General features: G+C 63.2%; 17 protein-coding genes. 3 read left to right on the forward strand and 14 right to left on the reverse strand.

The features are described 5' to 3' along the window. Nucleotides 1–8: 8 nt before the first annotated feature. The 6 genes from RHPLAN_RS15530 to RHPLAN_RS15555 all read right to left on the reverse strand — a co-directional run bounded on the left by RHPLAN_RS15530 (nt 9) and on the right by RHPLAN_RS15555 (nt 7,724). On the reverse strand, nt 9–200 hold the full coding sequence (locus tag RHPLAN_RS15530; protein ID WP_068019620.1) for a hypothetical protein: 192 nt from the start codon (nt 198–200) through the stop codon (nt 9–11). A 106-nt stretch (nt 201–306) separates the two neighbouring features. Beyond that, nucleotides 307–1,689 (reverse strand): TIGR03808 family TAT-translocated repetitive protein, encoded by a 1,383-nt coding sequence (locus tag RHPLAN_RS15535; protein WP_068019622.1) that lies wholly within the window; start codon nt 1,687–1,689, stop codon nt 307–309. A 141-nt stretch (nt 1,690–1,830) separates the two neighbouring features. Further along, on the reverse strand, nt 1,831–2,814 hold the full coding sequence (meaB, locus tag RHPLAN_RS15540; RefSeq protein WP_068019623.1) for a methylmalonyl Co-A mutase-associated GTPase MeaB: 984 nt from the start codon (nt 2,812–2,814) through the stop codon (nt 1,831–1,833). A 59-nt stretch (nt 2,815–2,873) separates the two neighbouring features. Beyond that, nucleotides 2,874–3,701 (reverse strand): RsiV family protein, encoded by an 828-nt coding sequence (locus tag RHPLAN_RS15545; RefSeq protein WP_068019626.1) that lies wholly within the window; start codon nt 3,699–3,701, stop codon nt 2,874–2,876. A 7-nt stretch (nt 3,702–3,708) separates the two neighbouring features. Then, nucleotides 3,709–5,865, reverse strand: a complete 2,157-nt coding sequence (gene scpA / locus RHPLAN_RS15550) for a methylmalonyl-CoA mutase (RefSeq protein WP_068019628.1) — start codon at nt 5,863–5,865, stop codon at nt 3,709–3,711. After that, nucleotides 5,862–7,724 carry a methylmalonyl-CoA mutase family protein gene (locus RHPLAN_RS15555; RefSeq protein WP_068019629.1) on the reverse strand — a complete coding sequence of 621 codons (1,863 nt, stop codon included), beginning with the start codon at nt 7,722–7,724 and terminating at the stop codon, nt 5,862–5,864. The genes scpA and RHPLAN_RS15555 overlap by 4 nt, the downstream gene beginning before the upstream one ends. 73 nt (nt 7,725–7,797) lie before the next feature. Here RHPLAN_RS15555 and RHPLAN_RS15560 point away from each other — a divergent pair, with 73 nt between their 5' ends. After that, entirely contained in the window at nt 7,798–8,868 is a 1,071-nt protein-coding gene (locus RHPLAN_RS15560; RefSeq protein WP_198164939.1) for a glycosyltransferase, read from the forward strand. A gap of 42 nt (nt 8,869–8,910) precedes the next feature. Beyond that, nucleotides 8,911–9,888, forward strand: coding sequence for a GDP-mannose 4,6-dehydratase (locus tag RHPLAN_RS15565; protein WP_068019634.1), 978 nt, complete (start codon nt 8,911–8,913; stop codon nt 9,886–9,888). A gap of 10 nt (nt 9,889–9,898) precedes the next feature. On the opposite strand, the gene RHPLAN_RS15570 is transcribed toward RHPLAN_RS15565, so the two are convergent. The 8 genes from RHPLAN_RS15570 to RHPLAN_RS15615 form a co-directional block, all read right to left on the reverse strand. Next, nucleotides 9,899–12,073 (reverse strand): glycosyltransferase family 2 protein, encoded by a 2,175-nt coding sequence (locus tag RHPLAN_RS15570; protein ID WP_068019635.1) that lies wholly within the window; start codon nt 12,071–12,073, stop codon nt 9,899–9,901. 648 nt (nt 12,074–12,721) lie between these two features. After that, a complete protein-coding gene (locus RHPLAN_RS15585) occupies nt 12,722–13,276 on the reverse strand; it encodes a hypothetical protein (protein WP_157100287.1) in 555 nt (184 codons plus the stop codon). A gap of 196 nt (nt 13,277–13,472) precedes the next feature. After that, on the reverse strand, nt 13,473–15,110 hold the full coding sequence (locus RHPLAN_RS15590) for an AMP-binding protein (RefSeq protein ID WP_068019643.1): 1,638 nt from the start codon (nt 15,108–15,110) through the stop codon (nt 13,473–13,475). Nucleotides 15,111–15,177: 67 nt separating this feature from the next. Further along, nucleotides 15,178–15,675, reverse strand: coding sequence for a 2-amino-4-hydroxy-6-hydroxymethyldihydropteridine diphosphokinase (gene folK / locus RHPLAN_RS15595; protein ID WP_068019644.1), 498 nt, complete (start codon nt 15,673–15,675; stop codon nt 15,178–15,180). 16 nt (nt 15,676–15,691) lie between these two features. Further along, complete coding sequence (folB, locus tag RHPLAN_RS15600; RefSeq protein WP_068019645.1) at nt 15,692–16,075, reverse strand: dihydroneopterin aldolase; 384 nt, start codon at nt 16,073–16,075, stop codon at nt 15,692–15,694. After that, complete coding sequence (gene folP, locus RHPLAN_RS15605; RefSeq protein WP_068031278.1) at nt 16,072–16,938, reverse strand: dihydropteroate synthase; 867 nt, start codon at nt 16,936–16,938, stop codon at nt 16,072–16,074. The genes folB and folP overlap by 4 nt, the downstream gene beginning before the upstream one ends. 80 nt (nt 16,939–17,018) lie before the next feature. Then, nucleotides 17,019–17,429 (reverse strand): DUF4332 domain-containing protein, encoded by a 411-nt coding sequence (locus tag RHPLAN_RS15610; RefSeq protein WP_068019646.1) that lies wholly within the window; start codon nt 17,427–17,429, stop codon nt 17,019–17,021. A gap of 39 nt (nt 17,430–17,468) precedes the next feature. Continuing rightward, the gene (locus RHPLAN_RS15615; RefSeq protein ID WP_068019648.1) at nt 17,469–17,825 is read right to left on the reverse strand and encodes a hypothetical protein; all 357 of its coding nucleotides are present in this window, start codon (nt 17,823–17,825) and stop codon (nt 17,469–17,471) included. 476 nt (nt 17,826–18,301) lie between these two features. On the opposite strand from RHPLAN_RS15615, the gene RHPLAN_RS15620 reads away from it, so the two are divergent. Continuing rightward, nucleotides 18,302–19,699, forward strand: a complete 1,398-nt coding sequence (locus tag RHPLAN_RS15620; RefSeq protein WP_068031281.1) for a M20/M25/M40 family metallo-hydrolase — start codon at nt 18,302–18,304, stop codon at nt 19,697–19,699. Nucleotides 19,700–19,719 lie beyond the last annotated feature (20 nt).

Here is a 19,719-nt window from a genome sequence, read left to right on the forward strand (position 1 = left end):
TCAGCCAATCAATTGGGTGCCGAAGGCACGCTTCGGGATTGGCTGCTCATGTCCGTTGGCGCGTTGGCGGGGGTATGAGGGCCCCAAAGCATGTTGGCGCCCATGATACCCAGGATGAGAAGCACAATTCCCGCCGAGACACCGTACATGAGGCGCATTTCGCGCTTATTCCGAGCCACGACATCATCGTCTTCGGTCATTGCCAGCTCCCACGAAATAGGGGTCGCCCGCAATCCAACCAACGAAGCTGTAGGGTGCCGGGTTCCACGCTTGCGGAACCCATTGATTTGACGGCCGATCCTGAGGCTAGCGGACCCGGTTGCCGCTGACCTGCAGATTGGCGTAACGCGCGCTGTCGCGCTCGAGATCGGTGACCGGCCGCGCGAAGTCCATGCCGACGATCGCACCCTTGGCCGCGCCCGAGATCAGGTTGCCCGAGATCACCGCGGCGCCAGCGCCGTTCGATACCGACACCGCGATGCCATGACGCGCGTTGCGCACCACGTTGCCGGTGACCGAGACGTCGCGCATATAGGCGCCCCAGCCGATGCTGATGCCGGCGCTCGGTGCGCCTTCGATCACGTTGCCGTTGATCGCGACGTCGGCCTCGGCGGCGATGCCGATGCCCGCGCCGTCATTCGGATCGGTGCCGGCTGGGCGCTTGTTCTTGAGATTGCGAATGAGGTTGCCCTGCACGGTGGCGAGACGTCCACCCTCGTTGAAGTTGACCACCGCGACACCGATCGCGGCGCCGTCGACGGTGTTGTTGGAGATCACCGCGCCCTCAAAGCCGAACTCCGAATAGATCGCCACCTCGCCCACGTCAGTCGCCAGGTTGTTGGCGATCTGGATGTTGGAGGCGGCGTTGCCGCGCACCGCCGAGAACGCCGCCCGTGCGATGCGGTTGCCGCGCACGATCACGTTGCCCGAGCGGAACACGTTGATGGCGTTGCCGTACTGACCCGAACCGCCTGAGGCGTTGCGGATGTCTTCGACGCGGTTGTCGAGGATCAGCGTGCCGTCATCGCCCTGCCGCGAGCGATGCACCAGGATGCCGCCGTCACCGGCGCCGCGAACGGTGTTCGCCGAGATGGTGAGGCCTCGGGCATCGAGCGAGTAGATCGCGACATCGGCGGAGTTGACGATGGTGTTGCCGCTGACGGTGCCCTGCACCGCGTCGAGGCGAATGCCGGCATGGCCGGAATTCACGATCTCGCAATCGGTGATGCGAACTTCATTGCACTGGTCGAAATGCACCAGCGCGGTGTTCTGAGGCAGGGGGCGGCCGGCGCCGTCGAGCACGAGGCCGGCAAGCGTGGTGTGCTCGGCGCCGACTGCAGAAATCAGAGTTGGATTGGGTGCATTGCGCAGCGCTCCTGCCGCGAGGACCAGCCGGGTTGCGCCACGGACGCCGACGATCTGGGCGTAGCTTGGAAGCTTCAGCCCTGCGACACGATAGTCGCCGGGACCGAGCATCAGCGGCACGCGTGCGCCCGCAGCCCTGTCGATCGCGGCCTGGAGCATTGCGGTCTGATCGGCGCCGCCGCCGGCACGCACACCAAGCTGCGTGGCGTCGATACCGAAGGTCGAAAGCGGCGCGGCCGCGGCCGGAGTGGCCAGCCCGACTGTGGCTGGAACCGCACCGGTAAGCGCGGAAACGGCGATGAGACGGCGGCGGTTCAGTTCCATGTCCGAACTCCGAGATGCATCAGGCGAGATCATTTCAAGTCTCGGGCCAGCGTTTTCGAAGGTTGGTTGTGCCGGGGTGGCACAAAACGAGACGCGAGCTGTCCCCTTCGAGGAATGCTGGCACAGCGGCCAAACGGTTAATCAGAGGCCAAGCGCGGCTGCGATCTCGTCGACCGCCAAGGTCGGCGACAGGCGGCCCTCGGCGACGGCCGCCTCGATCTGCGGCAGCCGGGCGCGCAGGCCCGCATCGGTATGGAGCCTTGCGAAGACACGCTGCTCGAGCATCGACCACATCCACTTCACCTGTTGTTCGCGCCGGCGCTGCGCCAGCTCACCGGTGCCGGTCATGCGCTCGCGATGGAGCACGACTTGCCCCCACAACCCGGCGACGCCATCGCCGGTCAGCGCCGAATAGGTCACGACCGGCGGAGTCCAGTTTGTCGAGCGCGGCGTCAGGATATGCAGCGCCGCGCGGTACTCCGCGGCCGCACTCTGGGCACGCTTGACGTTATCGCCGTCGGCTTTGTTGACCGCGATCATGTCGGCGAGCTCGACAAGGCCCTTCTTGATGCCCTGCAATTCGTCGCCGGCGCCAGGCAGCATCAGCGCCAGGAAAAAATCGGTCATGTCGGCCACGGTGGTTTCCGACTGGCCGATACCGACGGTCTCCACCAGCACCACGTCGAAACCTGCAGCCTCGCAGAGCAGCATTGTCTCGCGCGTCATCGCGGCGACGCCGCCGAGCGTGCCGGACGACGGCGAGGGACGGATGAAAGCGTGTGTGTCATTGGCAAGCCGCGCCATCCGGGTCTTGTCGCCCAGGATCGAGCCACCGGTGCGGCTTGAGGACGGATCGACAGCCAGCACTGCAACCTTATGGCCCGCCCCAGTAAGATGCGTGCCGAGCGCGTCGATGCTGGTCGACTTGCCGACGCCCGGTGCGCCGGTGATGCCGACACGAATGGCCTTGCCGGTCAGCGGCAGCAGCTCTTGCACCAACTCGTGCGCCTGCCGGCGATGGTCGGCGCGCTTGCTCTCGATCAGCGTGATAGCGCGCGCGAGCGACGCGCGGTCGCCATCGCGGACGCGGCGGGCGAGGGCGGTGATGTCGAGGGCAGCGGCCATGACGGGCTCAAACTGTCACAGCGGCCGCGCCCGGAACAGCTGTTCCGGCGGTTGATCCCCTAGAGTTCTTTGTCTTTCTCGGGCCGCTCGCCGCCGAAGATCGCCGTGCCTTCCGGCGACAGGAACGATTTGAGATCGGTCCAGGGCACGAAAATCGTGTAGGGCCCGGCCGCATAGGCGTCGACGTCGTAGGCCGAGAAGTGGAAGGTGAGGCCTGAGCTTTTGCCGGCCGCGGTCGAAGGCGCAAGAGTGATCGGCCCGATCTTGAGAAGCTTCGGCTGGATGGCCCCGCGAAGCTGCTCGTCCCCGGCCACCAGTTTCTCGGCCGACAGCTTCGGATCCTTCTTCTTCTCGTCGTCAGACAGTTCGCCGCGGCGGCGCTCATCCTTTTCCAAGGCCGTGGCGTTGCGCACGAGCCTGGCGAGCGCCGTCATGGTCGGACCGTTGTCGGCCATCTCTTTGAAGAACGGCCGGACGCTGATGCGCTTCTTTGCGGTCTTGTCCCAGAGGATCGTGTCGGTGCGGGAGTTGGGATGGGCACCGCCGCCGTAAGTGCCGTCTTCGCGCAAGATGCTCACATAGCGGTCGCCGACCAGCGAGCGGAACGAATAGCTGCGGTCGTAGGTCCAGCGGCGGTCCTTGAACCATGCTTTGTTGGTTTTGTATTCCTGGTCCGCGTCAGCCCGCGATTTAGCAACGTAGCGCTGGCCTTCCGCCAGAAGATCGGCGGCGAGGCCGGGAACCGGCTTGAGCTCCTTGTCGATCGTGACAGTGATTTCGGCCGCGCGTGTCTTGATTTCAATCGCGGGCTTTTCGTCGATCTGTGCGGCGACAGGACTGGCAAGCGCTAGCACAACCGCTGCAGCGGCAAGAACAGAACGCTGCATTTCTGTTTTACTCCGCCGCCTCGCTGGAGTGACCGAGCTTGCGGTTGAGCGAATGCAGGAGCTTTTCGGCCGCGTCGGCGATCACCGTGCCGGGCGGGAAGATCGCCTCGGCACCGGATTTGTACAGCGCGTCGTAATCCTGCGGCGGCACGACGCCACCGACCACGATCATGATGTCGGGCCGGCCCTGCTTGGCAAGCTCGGCCTTGAGCTCCGGCACCAGCGTTAGGTGGGCTGCGGCGAGCGACGACACGCCCAAAATATGCACGTCGTTTTCGATGGCCTGGCGCGCGGCCTCGGCGGGCGTCGCGAACAGCGGTCCGATATCGACGTCGAAGCCGAGATCGGCGAAGGCGGAGGCGATCACCTTCTGGCCGCGGTCGTGACCGTCCTGGCCGATCTTAGCGACCAGAATACGCGGCCGGCGGCCCTCGTCGGTCTCGAAGGCCTGGACGAGCTTCTGCACGCGCGCGACGCTGTCGTTCATGCCGACCTCCCGCTTGAACACGCCGGTGATCGATTTGATTTCGGCGCGGTGGCGGCCCCACACCTTCTCGAGCGCAGCGGAGATTTCGCCGACCGTGGCCTTGGCGCGAGCGGCGTCGACTGCAAGCGCCAGGAGGTTGCCGTTGCCGCCGTCGGCGGCCCGGGCGAGCGAGTCGAGCGCTGTCTGTAGCGCGGACGGATCGCGCTCGCGCTTCAGACGGGCGAGCTTGTCGAGCTGCATCTGCCGGACCGCGGAATTGTCGACCTTGAGCACATCGATCGGCGTCTCGTTCTCGGGCCGGTACTTGTTGACGCCGATCACCGACTGCTGTCCCGCATCGATCCGCGCCTGGGTCTTGGCGGAGGCCTCCTCGATGCGGAGCTTCGGGATGCCGGCCTCGATCGCCTTGGCCATGCCGCCCAGCGCCTCGACCTCCCGGATATGGCCCCAGGCCTTCTTGGCGAGTTCGTCGGTGAGGCGTTCGACGTAATACGAGCCGCCCCAGGGGTCGGCGATACGCGTGGTGCCGCTTTCCTGCTGCAGCACGATCTGGGTGTTGCGGGCGATCCGCGCCGAGAAGTCGGTCGGCAAGGCGAGCGCCTCGTCGAGCGCGTTGGTGTGCAGCGACTGGGTGTGGCCCTGCGTCGCGGCCATCGCCTCGATGCAGGTGCGGGCGACGTTGTTGAAGACGTCCTGGGCGGCCAGTGACCAGCCCGAGGTCTGCGAATGGGCGCGCAGCGAGTAGGAGCGCGGGTCCTTCGGCTTGAACTCCTTCATCAGCTTGGCCCAGAGCAGGCGCGCGGCACGGAGTTTCGCGACCTCCATGAAGAAGTTCATGCCGATCGCCCAGAAGAACGACAGCCGCGGCGCGAAGCGGTCGACATCGAGGCCGGCCTTGATGCCGGCGCGGACATATTCGACGCCGTCGGCGAGCGTGTAGGCGAGTTCGAGGTCCTGCGTCGCGCCCGCCTCCTGCATGTGATAGCCGGAGATCGAGATCGAATTGAACTTCGGCATGTGCGCCGACGTGTAGGCGAAGATGTCGGAGATGATGCGCAGTGACGGCGAGGGCGGATAGATGTAGGTGTTGCGCACCATGAATTCTTTGAGGATGTCGTTCTGGATCGTGCCGCCGAGCTGCTCGGGCTTTACGCCCTGTTCTTCGGCCGCGACGATATAGAGCGCCATGATCGGCAGCACGGCGCCGTTCATGGTCATCGACACGGTCATCTGATCGAGCGGGATGCCCGAGAACAGCGTCCGCATGTCGTAGATCGAGTCGATCGCGACGCCCGCCATGCCGACGTCACCGGAGACGCGCGGATGGTCGCTGTCGTAGCCGCGATGGGTGGCGAGATCGAACGCGATCGAGAGGCCCTTTTGCCCAGCGGCGAGATTGCGGCGGTAGAAGGCGTTGGAATCCTCCGCGGTGGAGAACCCGGCATATTGCCGGATCGTCCACGGCTGCGTGACGTACATCGCCGGGTAGGGGCCACGCAGATAAGGCGCGATGCCCGGATAGGTGTCGAGGAAATCGAGGCCCTTGAGATCGTCCGGCGCGTAGGCGGGTTTCACCGCGATGCCTTCCGGCGTGAGCCAGGGCGACGGCGCATGGTCCGGCCCGGCCGCTGATGCTGGCGCGAAGTCGATCTTGGCGAAGTCCGGAATGCTGCTCATGATTTCGACTCCGGTTCGAGCCCGAGAATAGCATGCGCCGCCTTCAGAGTGGCGAGGATGTCGCCACCGGCAAAAATGAAGCTGCCGACACCCGCGGCCTTGTAGGGAGCCAGCTCCTTGGGCCGCCCTGCCAGATAAATGTGAGCCGCACCTGCATTCGCCAATGCTCCCGCGGCATCTGCGGCTTCGCTTTCGTAGACGGCGTCGGAGGAACAGAGGCACGCGAGCTTTGCCCCCGACGCCTTGAACGCCGCGATCATCTCGTCGCGGTTCTTGAAACCGTCGTTGGCGATCGCCTCGATGCCACCGGCCTCGAAGAAGTTCCTGGCGAAGGTGGCGCGCGCGGTGAATTCGGCGAGCGCGCCGAGATTGGCAAGAAAGATTTTGGGCCGAGCGCCGGTTGCGGCCAGAGCCCTGTCGGAGTTATCGCGCAGCATTTCGAAAGGCTCGGCGAGGCGATGCGGCGCGAGCGCCGGATATTGGATCGCCGCCGCAGGCGGCGGGATCGCAACGGGTGTGGCGGCGAGGACCTTTACGGGCGTTTCGGAGAGAAGCGGGTAATCGCTGGTGCCGGTGAGCGAATCCTTGCGATGCACGACGGCGTTCTCGCGCTCTCCACGGACCTTCGCGACCTTCTCCTGAAACAGGCCTTTCTCCAGTGCGGCCGGAGCGCCGCCGGCGGCCTCGATCTCCTGGAACAGCGCCCAGGCGGCGCGGCAGAGCTTATCGGTCAGGTCCTCGATGCCGCCGGAGCCCGCCGCCGGATCGGCGACCTTGGCGAGATTGGATTCCTCCAGCAGCAAAAGCTGCGTGTTCCGCGCGATCCGCCGCGCAAAGCGGTCAGGAAGGCCCAGCGCCGCGGTGAACGGCAGAACGCTCACGGCGTCGGCACCGCCGATGCCTGCGGCGAAGGCCGCGATCGTGCCGCGCAACATATTCACCCACGGATCGCGCTTCGTCATCGTCCGCCACGCCGTCTCGGCGGAGATGAATGCCGGCTTGGCAGCAAGCCCGCACGCTTGTTCGACCCGCGCCCAGAGCAGCCGCAGCGCCCGCAACTTGGCGACGGTGAGAAACTGATCGGCATCGGCTGAGAGGCGGAATTCGATCATCCCCCGTGCCGCGTCGAGCGCGATGCCCGCGCCTTCCAGCGCGCGCAGATAAGCGACCGCGACCGCGAGCGCATAGGCGAGCTCCTGGACCTCCGACCCGCCGGCATTGTGCACGATGCGACCGTCCGCTGCCGCAAGCGGGCTCTTGAAACCGGCCCTGGCGAGCGAGGCGACATGCTCGCCGAAGCGCGGCATCAGGTCACGATACGGAATCGGCAGCGTGCCGGTCAGCGTATGCGCGCCGAGCGCATCATGGCCGAAGCGGACGTTGACCGCGCCGGGCGCATAGCCGCGCTGCTTGACCAGCGCTGCCACATGATCGGCGGCGTCCTTGGTCGGCTCGGCGGTTTGCAGCTCGACAGCGATGGCGTCGAGATGCACGCCTTCCAGGACGCGCGCAACGGACTTGGCATCGCCGGGAAGGCCGTAACCATAAGCGCCGACCGAGCCGGCAAACACCAGCGTGAGCGCGGTCGCGCCATTCTCGAGTTCGTGCAGCGCCTCGGCATTGGCGATGGCGGGATCCGGATGATCGACGCGCGCCTGGACCGACCATGGCCCGCTGCGGGCTGTGACCGGATTGGCGCCTGAGGGTCTTGGATAGAGCGGCTCGATCGGGATGCCGTCATAGGTCCTGGCGATCAGCCGCTCAAACGGCCGGTCCTTGAGCGCGGCGCGCACCAGCTTGAGCCAATCCTCCCGGCTGGCGGGTGGAAACTCGGCGGCGAGGGGCAATTCGTCTGTCATGGCCTCAAAATGCCACGGCGAAGCGGCAGCGCCAATGCGAACTCCGTCCAACCGAGCAAGAACCGTGCCCTGTTTGTCCCGCCGTCATAAGCGCCTTTTGCGACTTGGCGGGAGCGGGCCCGCTGGCGCTCTGTCGAGGTCGCTACGGCTGATTTCGCCTTCGGGGAAGTCGCCCGGGCGTGATATCACCGCAAGACGTGATATCATTTTTTCGAGCCGATTGCCCAGAAGTGACCGGTACGAGCGTGTATTGCCAGAGGAAGTTTTGAACGGTCCCGGTTTGAAATTCGACGATGCGGTTGGTACCACGGCCCGAGGCAGCCGGACTCTGGTCTTTCTGGCCACCTACAACGAACGCTCGAATATCGCAGCGCTGCTGGATGCGATTCTCGCCCTGCCGGTCGCTTGCGACGTGCTGGTCGTCGACGACAATTCGCCCGACGGTACGTCGCGGTTCGTCGCCGAGCGCGCGGCAGCAGATCCTCGCATCCATGTGCTCGTGCGGCCCAAGCGCCTTGGCATCGGTTCGGCGCACCGGCTGGGTTGGCTTCATGCTCGCCGCTTTGGCTACGGCCGTGTCGTCACCATGGATGCCGACATGTCGCATCAGCCGGCCGATATTCCACGCCTTCTGCGCGCCCTCGACGAGGGCGCCGATGTGGCCTTGGGCTCGCGCTTTGCACCTGGTGGCAAGCTCGATTACCAGGGCTGGCGCTTGTTTCTGAGCCGCACGGCCAATTGGCTCGCTCGCAAAAGCCTGGGGCTTTCGCTGAGGGAATACACCAACTCGTTTCGCGCCGCGCGCCTCGATAAGCTGCCGCTCGGCTTGATCGAGGGACTCACCAACAACGGTTACGGGTTTTTTCTGGCCGAGACAGTCCGCACCGCGCGGCAGGGACTGCGGGTCGTCGAGATTCCGATCCACTTTCACGACCGCGGCGCCGGCCGCTCCAAGATGCCGAAATTTCAGATCGTTCTCGGGGTTGCGAACCTTCTCTATCTCGTCTTCGATCGGCGGACCTTCAAGCTCGGTCAAAACGGAAGTGGGGCCCGCTTCGAATGTGTTCACTGTGGCAAGCCATACGTCATCACGATGCACTTAGGCGCGAGAAAATGCCTTCTCTGCATGCGCGATCATGCCTGAGATGCGCCGGTGCAGATTTTTCGCTGAGTTGCGGGTGACCGGATGAAAACGGCACTGATCTGCGGAGTATCCGGCCAGGACGGCGCATATCTGGCGAAGCTCCTGCTTGAAAAGGGCTATCGGGTCATCGGCACGTCACGCGATGCAACGACCGCGAGCTTTACGAACTTGCAGCGGCTGTCGATCCGGGAGCACGTCGAATGCCAATCGATGGTGCCGAGCAATTTCGACAACGTCATCCAGGCGCTCTCTCGAATCAGGCCAGACGAGATCTACAATCTGTCCGGCCTGAGCTCTGTCGGGCTTTCGTTCGAGCAACCGATCGAGACGATGGAAAGCGTCGCCAACGCCTCGATCAATCTGATGGAGGCCGTCCGGTTCCTGGGCGGTGGCTCCCGCCTCTACAACGCGAGCTCGAGCGAGTGTTTCGGCGACACCGGCGACGAGGCAGCTTGCGAAGACACGTCGTTTCATCCGCGCAGTCCCTATGCGGTGGCAAAAGCTGCGGCGCACTGGGCCACCGTGAACTATCGCGAGGCCTATGGCCTTTTTGCCAGCAACGGCATCCTGTTCAATCACGAGTCACCGCTTCGTCCCGACCGCTTCGTCACCCGGAAGATCATCACGCAGGCCTGCCGCATCAATGCCGACCGGAATCTGAAATTGCGCTTGGGCAACCTTGATATCGTCCGCGATTGGGGCTGGGCGCCGCAATATGTCGAAGCGATCTGGCGGATCCTGCAGATAGGCACAGCCGACGATTTCGTGATCGCCACGGGGGAGGCGCACTCATTGCAGGAGTTCGTCGCGGCCGCATTCGGAGAGCTCGGGCTCGATTGGCGCGAACATGTCGAGCACGATGCGGCGCTGATGCGGCCTTCGGATATCGCCCGCAGCAAGGGCAACCCCTCCAAAGCCATAAAGGTGCTTGGCTGGAAACCCAGTTATGGAATGCGCGATGTCGTGCGCATGATGCTGCACGCCGAGTTGCATTCCGACGCCGAGGCAGGTCCGATCTGACGCCTGCGTCTCAATCCATCCGGATCGAATATGCCTCGGCGCTCAGGCTCAGATTGGGCGAGTAGAAGGGGTCGTTTTTCAGAAGATCGCCATATCGTTGCAGCATGGTTTTCGCTTCGCGGTTGAAACGGGCGATCTTGTCGGGGGTGTGATCGGACCCACGCGTTGCGGACTCCAGATGGATAAGCTTGGCGAAGGGCGTGATGACGTTCCGGTAGCCGTGCAACTGGACTTTGATACACAGATCGATGTCATTGAACGCGACCGCCAGATCCTGCGCATCGAGCCCGCCGACTTCGAAGAACGTCGACCTCCGCAACATCATGCAGGCGCCGGTCACGGCCGAACAGTTCGACGCCGCAAGCAATCGGCCGAAATAGCCCGGATCACCTTCGCCGTAACGCAGGAAGACATGACCGGCCACCCCGCCCATTCCGAGCACGACGCCGGCATGTTGAATCGTGCGGTTGGGATAAAGCAGCAACGCGCCCACGCATCCGATCTCGGGCACACAGGCGAAGCTCAGCATTTCATCAAGCCAGTCTTCGGCGATGACCTCGGTATCGTTGTTCAAAAGACAAAGATACTCGCCATCGGCGGCCACTGCAGCGACGTTGTTAAGCCGTGAATAGTTGAACGGCCGGTCGTCGTCGAGAATCCTGATATTCGGCGTGGACTTCAGCCGGTCGATAAGTTCCAAAGTGCTGCTATCCGAGGATCCATTGTTCACCAGGATCACTTCGAAATTCTTGTATGACGTCATACTGAAGATCGACGCGACGCATCGTTCAAGCAGGTCGGCTTGGTCGCGGAAGGGGATGAGGATCGAGACCTTCGGCAGCACGCGAGGAAGCGCGCGCCGGACGCGGTACGTTGCGTCGGCAACCTGGGTAACGTCAGCGTCGATGCCGCTACGTTTGAGGTGTTCGGTCAGCGCAAGCTTGCCGGCCTTGATGGCGTAAGGCTTGTAGCCGATGTTGAGCGCAGTGGACCCCACCACCATTCGCCAATGATAGAGAATGAGCGGGATGTGATGGATGGACGACTCGTTCAAGACCTCCAGACTGCGAAGGATCAGGTCGTAGTCCTGCGCGCCGTCATAGACGCTGCGCCAGCCGCCGACCTTTCGAACCGTGTCGGCATGATGCGTCGTCAGGTGGTTGATGTAGTTCGAGGAATAAAATAGCTCGCGGGAGAAGCGCTGCGGCTTGAAAAACGGCGCCGAGCGGATTTCGCCCCAGGCGTCGACTTTGTCCTCGTCGGAAGTCAACAGGCGGCAATCCGGATGCGCCGCCAGATACCGCGAGCAGGCTTCGATGGCCTCCGGCGCCAGCAGATCGTCGTGATCGAGGCAGGTCACGAACGCCGCAGTTGATTGCGCAAATGCCATATTGGTGGCCGCTGAAATACCGCCGCGCCTCGCCGAATACTGCACGCGGATTCGGCTGTCCTTGCGCGCTGCCCTTTCCAGGATCTGCCGGATCTCGGGATTTTCCGAAGCGTCGTCGGCGATGGACAGTGTCCAGTTCGGGGAGGTCTGCGCGCGGACGGAGTCGAGCGCATCTTTCAGGTGCTGCGGCTGCGGGTCGCAGACCGGCATCAGAATTGAAATCGTGGGATACTCTTTCGCGTTCTCTACGCTCAACAGGAATGAACTGACCAGAGCCTGTTCGTGACTCTCGATCCACTGCTGATAGATTTCTTTTTCTCCCGAGAAGCGCGCCGGCGCAGGAAATTCGAACGAGATGATGAATGGCTCGGTCGGCCTGTGGAAATACAACAGGAATTTCTTGAATCGGGTGAGCGCGCCTTTGCGGAGCGAGTGCCATACGTATTCGATCAGGGCAATCGGGCGATAGGTGACGACGAGATCGTCGGACAGGCCGCGAACGAGGGTCGCATGAATTTCGACACTTGCGACCCGCGGCGAGAGATAGAGGTAACAGGAAAAGTGATGGCTCGGGGCGAGGCCTTCAAACGAGCATAGGCATTTTGGCGGCGTGGCTGCATCGAACGCGTCAATGCGAATTCGTTCCAGCGCCTGCCGCGCAGAAACGATCTTGAAGCGAACCCATCCGCTGGCATTTCCGTTGCCAACCGGAAGGGCTACTTTATGGACGGCTTGTATGTCCGGCGTCGCGGAAGCCCCCGCATCGGTCGGTAACGCAATCGTTTTCCAAGTCATTTAAAAGCTATGGGCGGGGTCGCGTTTCGGCCGAATAACAGCATCAAGATCATTGTCGCAAAGCAGTTGCAACCTGAAATATGGCGCATTTCGCGAGGCGTGCGCCAGCCGGATCTGGAGGGGCCATTAGGGATCGAGGCTCGCGTCTTGGTCCGCCCGGCGGACGGGTCGAATTTACGGAGCCACTGACCCGGTTGGGGTTCTCACAAACTCGCTGCCGGTTGCCCGCTGTGCCTTGCCTTCAAGGAGCAGTCGGGTTCCGGACTGGCGCGCCTCCTTCGGGTTGTGACACCGGTCGCTGTGGATAGCGAAGATTGACACGTCCGCCGCGGACGGCATCCTCCATTCATGGGAATCAGAAGTTATTTCAAGGGCGGCCAGCTGGCCCGCATGAGCAATGGGACCTACTGCATCATTCGGGACCTGGGGCTCGTCAAAGGCGGCAAGGGATTGCGGCACCATGAATGTCTTCTGCGAATTCCTAGCGTGCTTTCGAGCCTGGTCGCGGCGGTCTGGCCCAGGCGCCTTCGCTCGGAACTCGCCCAGGCGTCCAACCCTGTAAGCCGTCAAGCTTGTCTGTAGCGACATCCCGGCCCTTGTGCTGCGGACAGTACGTTGTGAAAAGACGAGATGCCCGCCGCGGCTTGGTTATCTTCGGGCCGGGGTGAAGCAGCGTTCAACCATCTGATGGCTGAAGCGACTGTCGAAGATCCCGCCAGCGTAGGCGAAAGACACCTTGCTGGTCTCATTGCCTTCCTTGAGAATCATCGCGATGGCGCAATCGCACGCGCTCTTCTGCTCTTGGGTGGTTTTGAGTTTAAGATTCACGGCATACCGTTTGGCGTAACAAGCCTCCTTCACGATCCCGTGCAGGCGCTGTTCGGTTTCAAGGCCGCCTTCCTTGATGCGTTCTTCGAGCGCCTGCGTGCTGCAGCCGCCGCGAACTTCCGACAATGCGGCCGTGGCCCATGGTCCGCGCCGGAGCTTCTTACCTTGCGCGATCAGGTCGTTGGTTGCACACACGCACCAATGATGCTGGTAGCTTGCATCGACGAAGGGCTTTCGCTTCTGATGTTCGCATTGCGCGATGAAGGCCTCACGCACGGGCGCTTTCGGCTTTCCGTAGGACAAAAAGGCGAGCGCGACTGCAACGACGGTCCCGGCCTCGAACAGGCGATTTCGCCCCCCATGCACAATCGGCATGAGCACCTCCAACCAAAATGCCCCCGCATGGCGCACGCCCGGTCGAACCGGCGTGGATCGAGCGCGACGCGTGAACGGCAGCAAGCCATGAACGAAGCCATGGCGTCAAATGAAGGCTTGGAAAAACCTCCGGATCATTGGTTCGCGCGCGCTCGTGCGTTCCGTGTTGTCCGAGACCGGGAGAAGAGTGCGGTTTTCATCCGCCGCGGAGCGCGCGACGGTCAATCTTCATCAGAGTGGTGCGGGGCAACTGGTCGAGCACAATGAAGGATTCCGGCACCTTATAGGAGCCGAGCGGGGTCACCGCTGCGCGCAACTCGTCGAGCAGGGCCGGCGTTTCGGGGTGGCCGTCGCGCAGCACCAGGTAGGCGCGGGGCTTGGTCAAGCCGGCGGCATCCTCGAACGCCACCACCGCAGCCTCGCGCACGGCCGGATGCGAGGTCAGCGCGGCCTCGATATCGATCGGCGAGACCCATAGGCCTTTGACCTTGAACAGATCGTTGTTGCGGCCGCTGAACCAGAAGAAGCCTTCATCGTCGAACATCAAATTGTCGCCGGTCCGCGTCCAGTCGCCGACGAAGGTCTCCCGCGATTTGTCGTATTTGCGCCAATAGAAAAAGCAGGCCGTCCGGCTTTTGATCCAGGCTTCGCCGGGGGTATCCGGCTCGGTGACGTCGTGGCCTTCGGCGGACACGAGCCGCACCTCATAGCCGAACACCGGCTTGCCGAGACTGCCGCGCTTGAACTCCTTCGGGCGGTTGGCAATCCATTCGTAGGTGATCTCCGAGCTGCCGATCGAATCGAACAGCTCGACGCCGGTGAGATTCTGGAAGCGCTCGAACATCTCCGGCGGCATCTTTTCCGACGCGCTGATCACGAGCTTCAGCCCTGGGAGTTTTTCCGGCGTGCCGCTCCTGGTGAGATGCTCGATCACGTTCTTCAGCACCGTCGGCACGGTGATCAGCTTGGTCACGGCGCGGTCGCGAAGTGTCGCGAGAACGATGTCCGGCGTTGGTGGGCGCCGGTCGATCACCGCCGTGCCGCCCCAATAGAGCGGGATCAGCACGCCCGGCCAGAGGCCGTGCGTGAAATACTTTTTCGATGTGGCGAACACGACATCATCGGCGTCGTACTCCCAGAACGCGCCCTGGCGATGCGGAATCAGGACGAAGTCGTGGGCGAGGTGAGTGATGCCTTTGGCGGTTCCGGTCGTGCCGCCGGAATAGAACATATAGATCACATCGTTGAAGTGCCGCGTGTAAGGTTCGACAGGCGCGGCACGGACCATTGCCGCTTCAAGCGACACGACGGAGAGTTCGGGAAGCATCTTGGCCAGATCGCCGGCCGGTCCGCGCACCAAAACGGAGCGCAGCGACGGCGGCAGTGCGGACGCGATTTCGACAAGCTTCGGCAACTGCTCGCTGTCGATGTAAAGCATGCGCGCGGCGGTGTCGGTCAGGAAGTAAAGCAGGTCTTTCGGCTTGTAGAGATCGGACACCACGGCCGGGACGGCGCCGAGGTCGATGGCGCCAAGCCAGGTTGCGACGTAGTCGAGGCTGTCGGTGCCAAACAGCAGCAGGCGGGACTCCGGCGTGAGGCCCGTGGCAGCCAGGGCGCCGGCGTTGCGCCGCACGAGCTGCCTCAAAGCGCTGTAGCTGACAGGAACGCCATCGGCGATCAGTGCCGGCTTGTCCTCAATTGGCGTCCCTAGATGCCGGCCGATCAGCGTGTCGACCGGATTGATCCATTCAGGAACCTCGGGGTCGCGCCACGCGCGCCAGTCGGCCGAATAGATGGTGTCGTCATAGGGTGTCGGAACGCGGTCGATCGGCATCGGGGGTGATCCTAGGTGCGATGGCTTTGCCGAGGAACAGCCATTCGTCATGGATGGGAATGCGGCTTCAAGACGCTGCGGGCGGTCCCAGTTTCTCGATGCCGCTTTGATCCAGGCGGGCGAGCGCGTCGGCAATCGATACGCCTGCAATCCGCCGCTCCGGCACGATCTCGGCGAGTGGCACCAGTACGAAAGCGCGCTCCAGCGCGCGAGGGTGCGGCAGCGTCAAGGCCGGCGTGTTCTGTGTGACACCCTCGTAGTCGATCAGATCGATGTCCAGCGTGCGCGGACCCCAGCGCCGCTCCCTGCTGCGGTCGCGGCCGAACTGCCGTTCGACGGCCTGTGCGCGCGCCAGCAGATCGAGCGGGGGCAGGGTGGTGTCCGCAACGATCGCGCGATTGACGAAAGGGGGCTGATCGGCGACGCCCCAGGGCGGCGTGCGGTAGTCCGACGAGCGGGCGATCAGACGGACCGCGGCTCCGTCGCACAACGCCGCGATGGCGCGGTCGAGCGTATCGCGGACATCACCGACATTGCCGCCAAGCGCGATCAGCGCCTCAGGCATTGCTCTATCCTTGGCTCTATCCTTGGCGCTCACGGCGGATCGAGACGCCGACGTCGTCGAAGGTCGCAGCGATCGGCGCGTGCGGCTTGTGGATCGTGACGCGGATCGCCATCACCTGCCTGAAACGCTCCAGCACCGCATCGGCCACAGCGCCCGCAGCGGCCTCCACCAGCCGGTAGCGTTTGGCGCAGAACGCGGCGCTCGCCACCAGCACCACCTGATCGTAGCCCACCGTATCGGCGAGTTTGTCGCTGCGCGAGGCTTCGGTGAGGTCGATATCGAGCACGAGATCGAGCGTGAAGGTCTGGCCGACCTTGGCCTCGTGCTGCATGACGCCATGGTAGGCGTGCAGCGCCAGGCCGGAGACGAAGACGTGGTCCAGGGCGCTGCGCTCGCTCATTTGATCGCCCGAAGAGCATTGTCGATCGCGATCGCCTGGATGGTCTCGGCGACGTCGTGGGTGCGAATGATGCTGGCGCCGTTGCGCACCGCAATCAGGTGCGCAGCGAGCGAGCCGCCGATCCGTTCCAGCGGCGGCGCCGGTGACACGGTGTCGATGAACCGCTTGCGCGAGGCGCCGACCAGGATCGGCAATTTGAAGCGTTTGAAACTCTCGAGCTTGGCGATCGCCTCCATGCTCTGCTCCGGCGTCTTTCCGAAGCCGATGCCCGGATCGAGCACGATGCAGTCGCGAAGGATGCCAGCCTTCAGCGCCACGTCGATGGAGTAATCGAAGAAGGCGTTGATGTCCGACATGATGCTGATCGTCGGATCTGCCTTGTAACGGTTATGCATGCAGATCACCGGAACGCCGTGCTCTGCGACGACGCGGGCCATGTTGGGATCGCGTTGCAGGCCCCACACGTCGTTGACGATGCTGGCGCCGAGGCCCAACGCCCACAGTGCGACCTCCGGCTTCATGGTGTCGATTGAAACCGGGGCCCCCATGCCGATCACGGCGGACAGCACCGGCTGCAGGCGCCCCAGCTCCTCTTCGAGCGTGATGGGCTTCGAACCGCCATAAGGCCGCGTCGACTCGCCGCCGATGTCGATGATGTCGGCGCCCGATTTGATCAGTTTCTGCGCCTGGCGCAGCGCATCATTCGGATCGACGAATTGCCCGCCGTCGGAAAACGAGTCCGGCGTGACATTGAGCACGCCCATGATCAGGGGGCGCTTCTGCGACAAGAGATGCGCCAGCACGTTCGGCCGCTTGCCGAACACGTTTCCAGTCCCCAACGACGGATCGACGCCCTCAGTCATGGTCTCAGTCAGGGTCATGGGACGGTCGCTTTGCGCGCCAAGCCCCAAGGTGTCAAGCGGCGCGGCTGTGCTCGGCCGCGTCAGCGGTAGGTGATCTTAAGCTGAATCCGCTTGGCTTGCTCGATCCAGCGCTCGATGGCGCGCGGGGAGGGCAATACGCGGGCGAGCTTGTTGCGGGCATTGGCCGAAGCCATGGCCTCGGCCAGCTTGGCCGGATTGCGGTATTTGAGCTCCTTGACCGTATCGACGCCCGCGGCTTGCAGCAGGTCCGAATACTCGGCGCCGATGCCCTTGATCCGCAGGCGGTCCGCCGCATTGGCCCAGTTGAGGATTCGCTTTTCCTCGATGCCGGTCTGCTCAGACAGGGTCTTGCGTCCCTTGGGGCTCTTGGCCGCGTCCAAAAGACGCGACGTGGTGCGGATGCCCGCAGACTTGAGCTTGCTTCGGGCATCAGGCCCGATGTCGGAAATCTCGCTGACAGGATAAGTCATGACCGCTCAGTTGTTCTCGCTGCCTTGGTACCAAGCGGATCAAATAAATTGGCCGAGGCCGGGGATCGAACCAACGATCTCACCCACGGTGTCCTCGCCCGCCTTCTCGCGGGAGTAACCAATGAGCTCGCGCGTGACGGCCTGCATCTGGTCCATGTCAAGACCCGCTGCCATCAGCTTGGTGCCAACTCCCATAATGCCGCCCATACCAAAGCCGCCTTCGCCCCCTGCTGACTGCACCGCCGCATCTGCCCCCGGCATCATGCTGATCAGCTCTTGAACCTTGTCGGAAGGACCTTCCTTGAGCAGGAAGGCCAAGATGATTCCAACTGCTTTCTCGGCCACGGCCCGATCGACGCCAACGTTGGCGACAAGTCGATCGAGCAGTTCGTCCATGGCCTCGCCCTCAACCGCACTGACGGCGGATTGCCTTATTCAAGCTTAGGCCTTGGGGGAACACAAGGCGCGAAGCCTGATGAACGCAGTTGCAGCATGCGTCGGGGTTGAATCAATCATGAAGCGTTGCGCGAAGGTCACAACACGGGCAACGCTGCATCATTGCCCCGATGCGTCAAGTTGGAATTGGTCGCATGACCTCGTTCGAAGGTTCGATGCTTCCGCTGCTCGTCGCGTTTAAGAAACGATTTGCTTTGCACGATCGTTGAGAAGAGCGAGCACGAGCGAATGAATGAGTGAGCTGCGGAGGCCCACAGGCAGCGATTGCCAATGTTCCGCCGTCGAGGCTGCGCACCTACCGCAAATAGACGAAATTTCAGCGCGAAATCAGCGTTATGCTATTATCCGAAGGCCTTGCGCGGACGGCCTGCGCTTCTGCTATGACTGAAGAGCAATTCCGATCCGCTCAATGGGAGATTTCGATGAGCCAAATTCAAGCGGTGCTTGAGCGTATCGACCACGATCTCAACGCAAGCCTTGATCGCCTGTTCGCGTTGCTGCGCATTCAATCGGTGTCGACGGATCCTGCATACAAGGACTCATGCCGCGCTGCGGCCGAGCATGTCGCATCCGACCTCAAGAGCATCGGCTTTGCCGCCGAGGTGCGTCCGACCGAAGGTCATCCCATCGTGGTCGGCAAATCTGGCAATGGCAAAGCCGACGGCAAGCCGCGAGTCCTGTTTTATGGACACTACGACGTGCAGCCGGTCGATCCGCTGAATGAATGGGCACATCCGCCGTTCGAGCCGCGCCTGGAAACGCTGCCTGACGGCCGTAAGATCATCATCGCGCGAGGCGCCTGCGACGATAAGGGCCAGGCGATGACCTTCGTCGAAGCCTGCCGCGCCTACAAGGCCGTGACCGGATCGTTGCCGCTGCCGATCACCATGATGATCGAGGGCGAGGAGGAGTGCGGCTCCAAGCATCTGTTCGATTTCGTCCGCAACAATGCCGACGAGTTCAAGCTCGATCTGGCGCTGATCTGCGACACCAGCATGTGGGATCAGAAGACGCCGGCGATCACCACGTCGCTGCGCGGGCTGGTCTATGAGGAGGTGCGCCTCACCTGCGCGGATCGCGATCTGCATTCCGGCCTGTTCGGCGGCGCCGCGCAGAACCCGCTACGGGTGCTCAGCAAAATTCTCGCTGCGATGCACGACGACAATGGCCGGGTCACCATTCCGGGCTTCTACGACGGCGTGCCGGACCTGCCGGCCGACGTGAAGGCCGATCTCAAGGGCCTCAATCTCACGCCCGAGAAGTTTCTCGGGCAGGTCGGGCTGAAGGCCCCGGCCGGCGAGAAGGACCGCATGCTGATCGAGCAGATCGCAACGCGGCCCACCGCCGAGATCAACGGCATCATCGGCGGCTACACCGGGGAGGGCGCCAAGACCGTCATCCCCGGCAAGGCGCTGGGCAAGGTGTCATTCCGGCTGGTGGGCCAGCAGGACCCCAAGAAAATCCGCGCCGCGTTTCGCGACTTCGTCAAAGCGCGGCTGCCGGTCGACTGCACGGTCGAGTTTGCGAACTTCGCGGACTCGCCCGCGATCCAGCTGCCGTTCGACAACCCGTCACTCGACAAGGCCCGCAAGGCGCTGGCGTCGGAGTGGGGCACCAAGGCCATCACCATCGGCGCCGGTGGTTCGATCCCGATCGTGGGGGATTTCAAGAGTGTGCTCGGCATGGACTCGCTGATGGTGGGCTTCGCGCTCGACGACGACCGGGTGCATTCGCCGAACGAGAAATTCGACCTCACCTCGTTCCACAAAGGCATCCGGAGCTGGGCCCGCATCCTGGATGCGCTGTCGGCATAAAGGGACCGTCAACGGTTTTG

It is taken from the genome of Rhodoplanes sp. Z2-YC6860, assembly GCF_001579845.1.
Taxonomy (GTDB): Bacteria; Pseudomonadota; Alphaproteobacteria; order Rhizobiales; family Xanthobacteraceae; genus Z2-YC6860.

Coding starts and splice junctions, on each gene's coding strand:
- RHPLAN_RS15530 (WP_068019620.1), bottom strand. CDS start 200: ATGACCGAAGACGATGATGTCGTGGCTCGGAATAAGCGCGAAATGCGC.
- RHPLAN_RS15535 (WP_068019622.1), bottom strand. CDS start 1,689: ATGGAACTGAACCGCCGCCGTCTCATCGCCGTTTCCGCGCTTACCGGT.
- meaB (WP_068019623.1), bottom strand. CDS start 2,814: ATGGCCGCTGCCCTCGACATCACCGCCCTCGCCCGCCGCGTCCGCGAT.
- RHPLAN_RS15545 (WP_068019626.1), bottom strand. CDS start 3,701: ATGCAGCGTTCTGTTCTTGCCGCTGCAGCGGTTGTGCTAGCGCTTGCC.
- scpA (WP_068019628.1), bottom strand. CDS start 5,865: ATGAGCAGCATTCCGGACTTCGCCAAGATCGACTTCGCGCCAGCATCA.
- RHPLAN_RS15555 (WP_068019629.1), bottom strand. CDS start 7,724: ATGACAGACGAATTGCCCCTCGCCGCCGAGTTTCCACCCGCCAGCCGG.
- RHPLAN_RS15565 (WP_068019634.1), top strand. CDS start 8,911: ATGAAAACGGCACTGATCTGCGGAGTATCCGGCCAGGACGGCGCATAT.
- RHPLAN_RS15570 (WP_068019635.1), bottom strand. CDS start 12,073: ATGACTTGGAAAACGATTGCGTTACCGACCGATGCGGGGGCTTCCGCG.
- RHPLAN_RS15585 (WP_157100287.1), bottom strand. CDS start 13,276: ATGCCGATTGTGCATGGGGGGCGAAATCGCCTGTTCGAGGCCGGGACC.
- RHPLAN_RS15590 (WP_068019643.1), bottom strand. CDS start 15,110: ATGCCGATCGACCGCGTTCCGACACCCTATGACGACACCATCTATTCG.
- folK (WP_068019644.1), bottom strand. CDS start 15,675: ATGCCTGAGGCGCTGATCGCGCTTGGCGGCAATGTCGGTGATGTCCGC.
- folB (WP_068019645.1), bottom strand. CDS start 16,075: ATGAGCGAGCGCAGCGCCCTGGACCACGTCTTCGTCTCCGGCCTGGCG.
- folP (WP_068031278.1), bottom strand. CDS start 16,938: ATGACTGAGGGCGTCGATCCGTCGTTGGGGACTGGAAACGTGTTCGGC.
- RHPLAN_RS15610 (WP_068019646.1), bottom strand. CDS start 17,429: ATGACTTATCCTGTCAGCGAGATTTCCGACATCGGGCCTGATGCCCGA.
- RHPLAN_RS15615 (WP_068019648.1), bottom strand. CDS start 17,825: ATGGACGAACTGCTCGATCGACTTGTCGCCAACGTTGGCGTCGATCGG.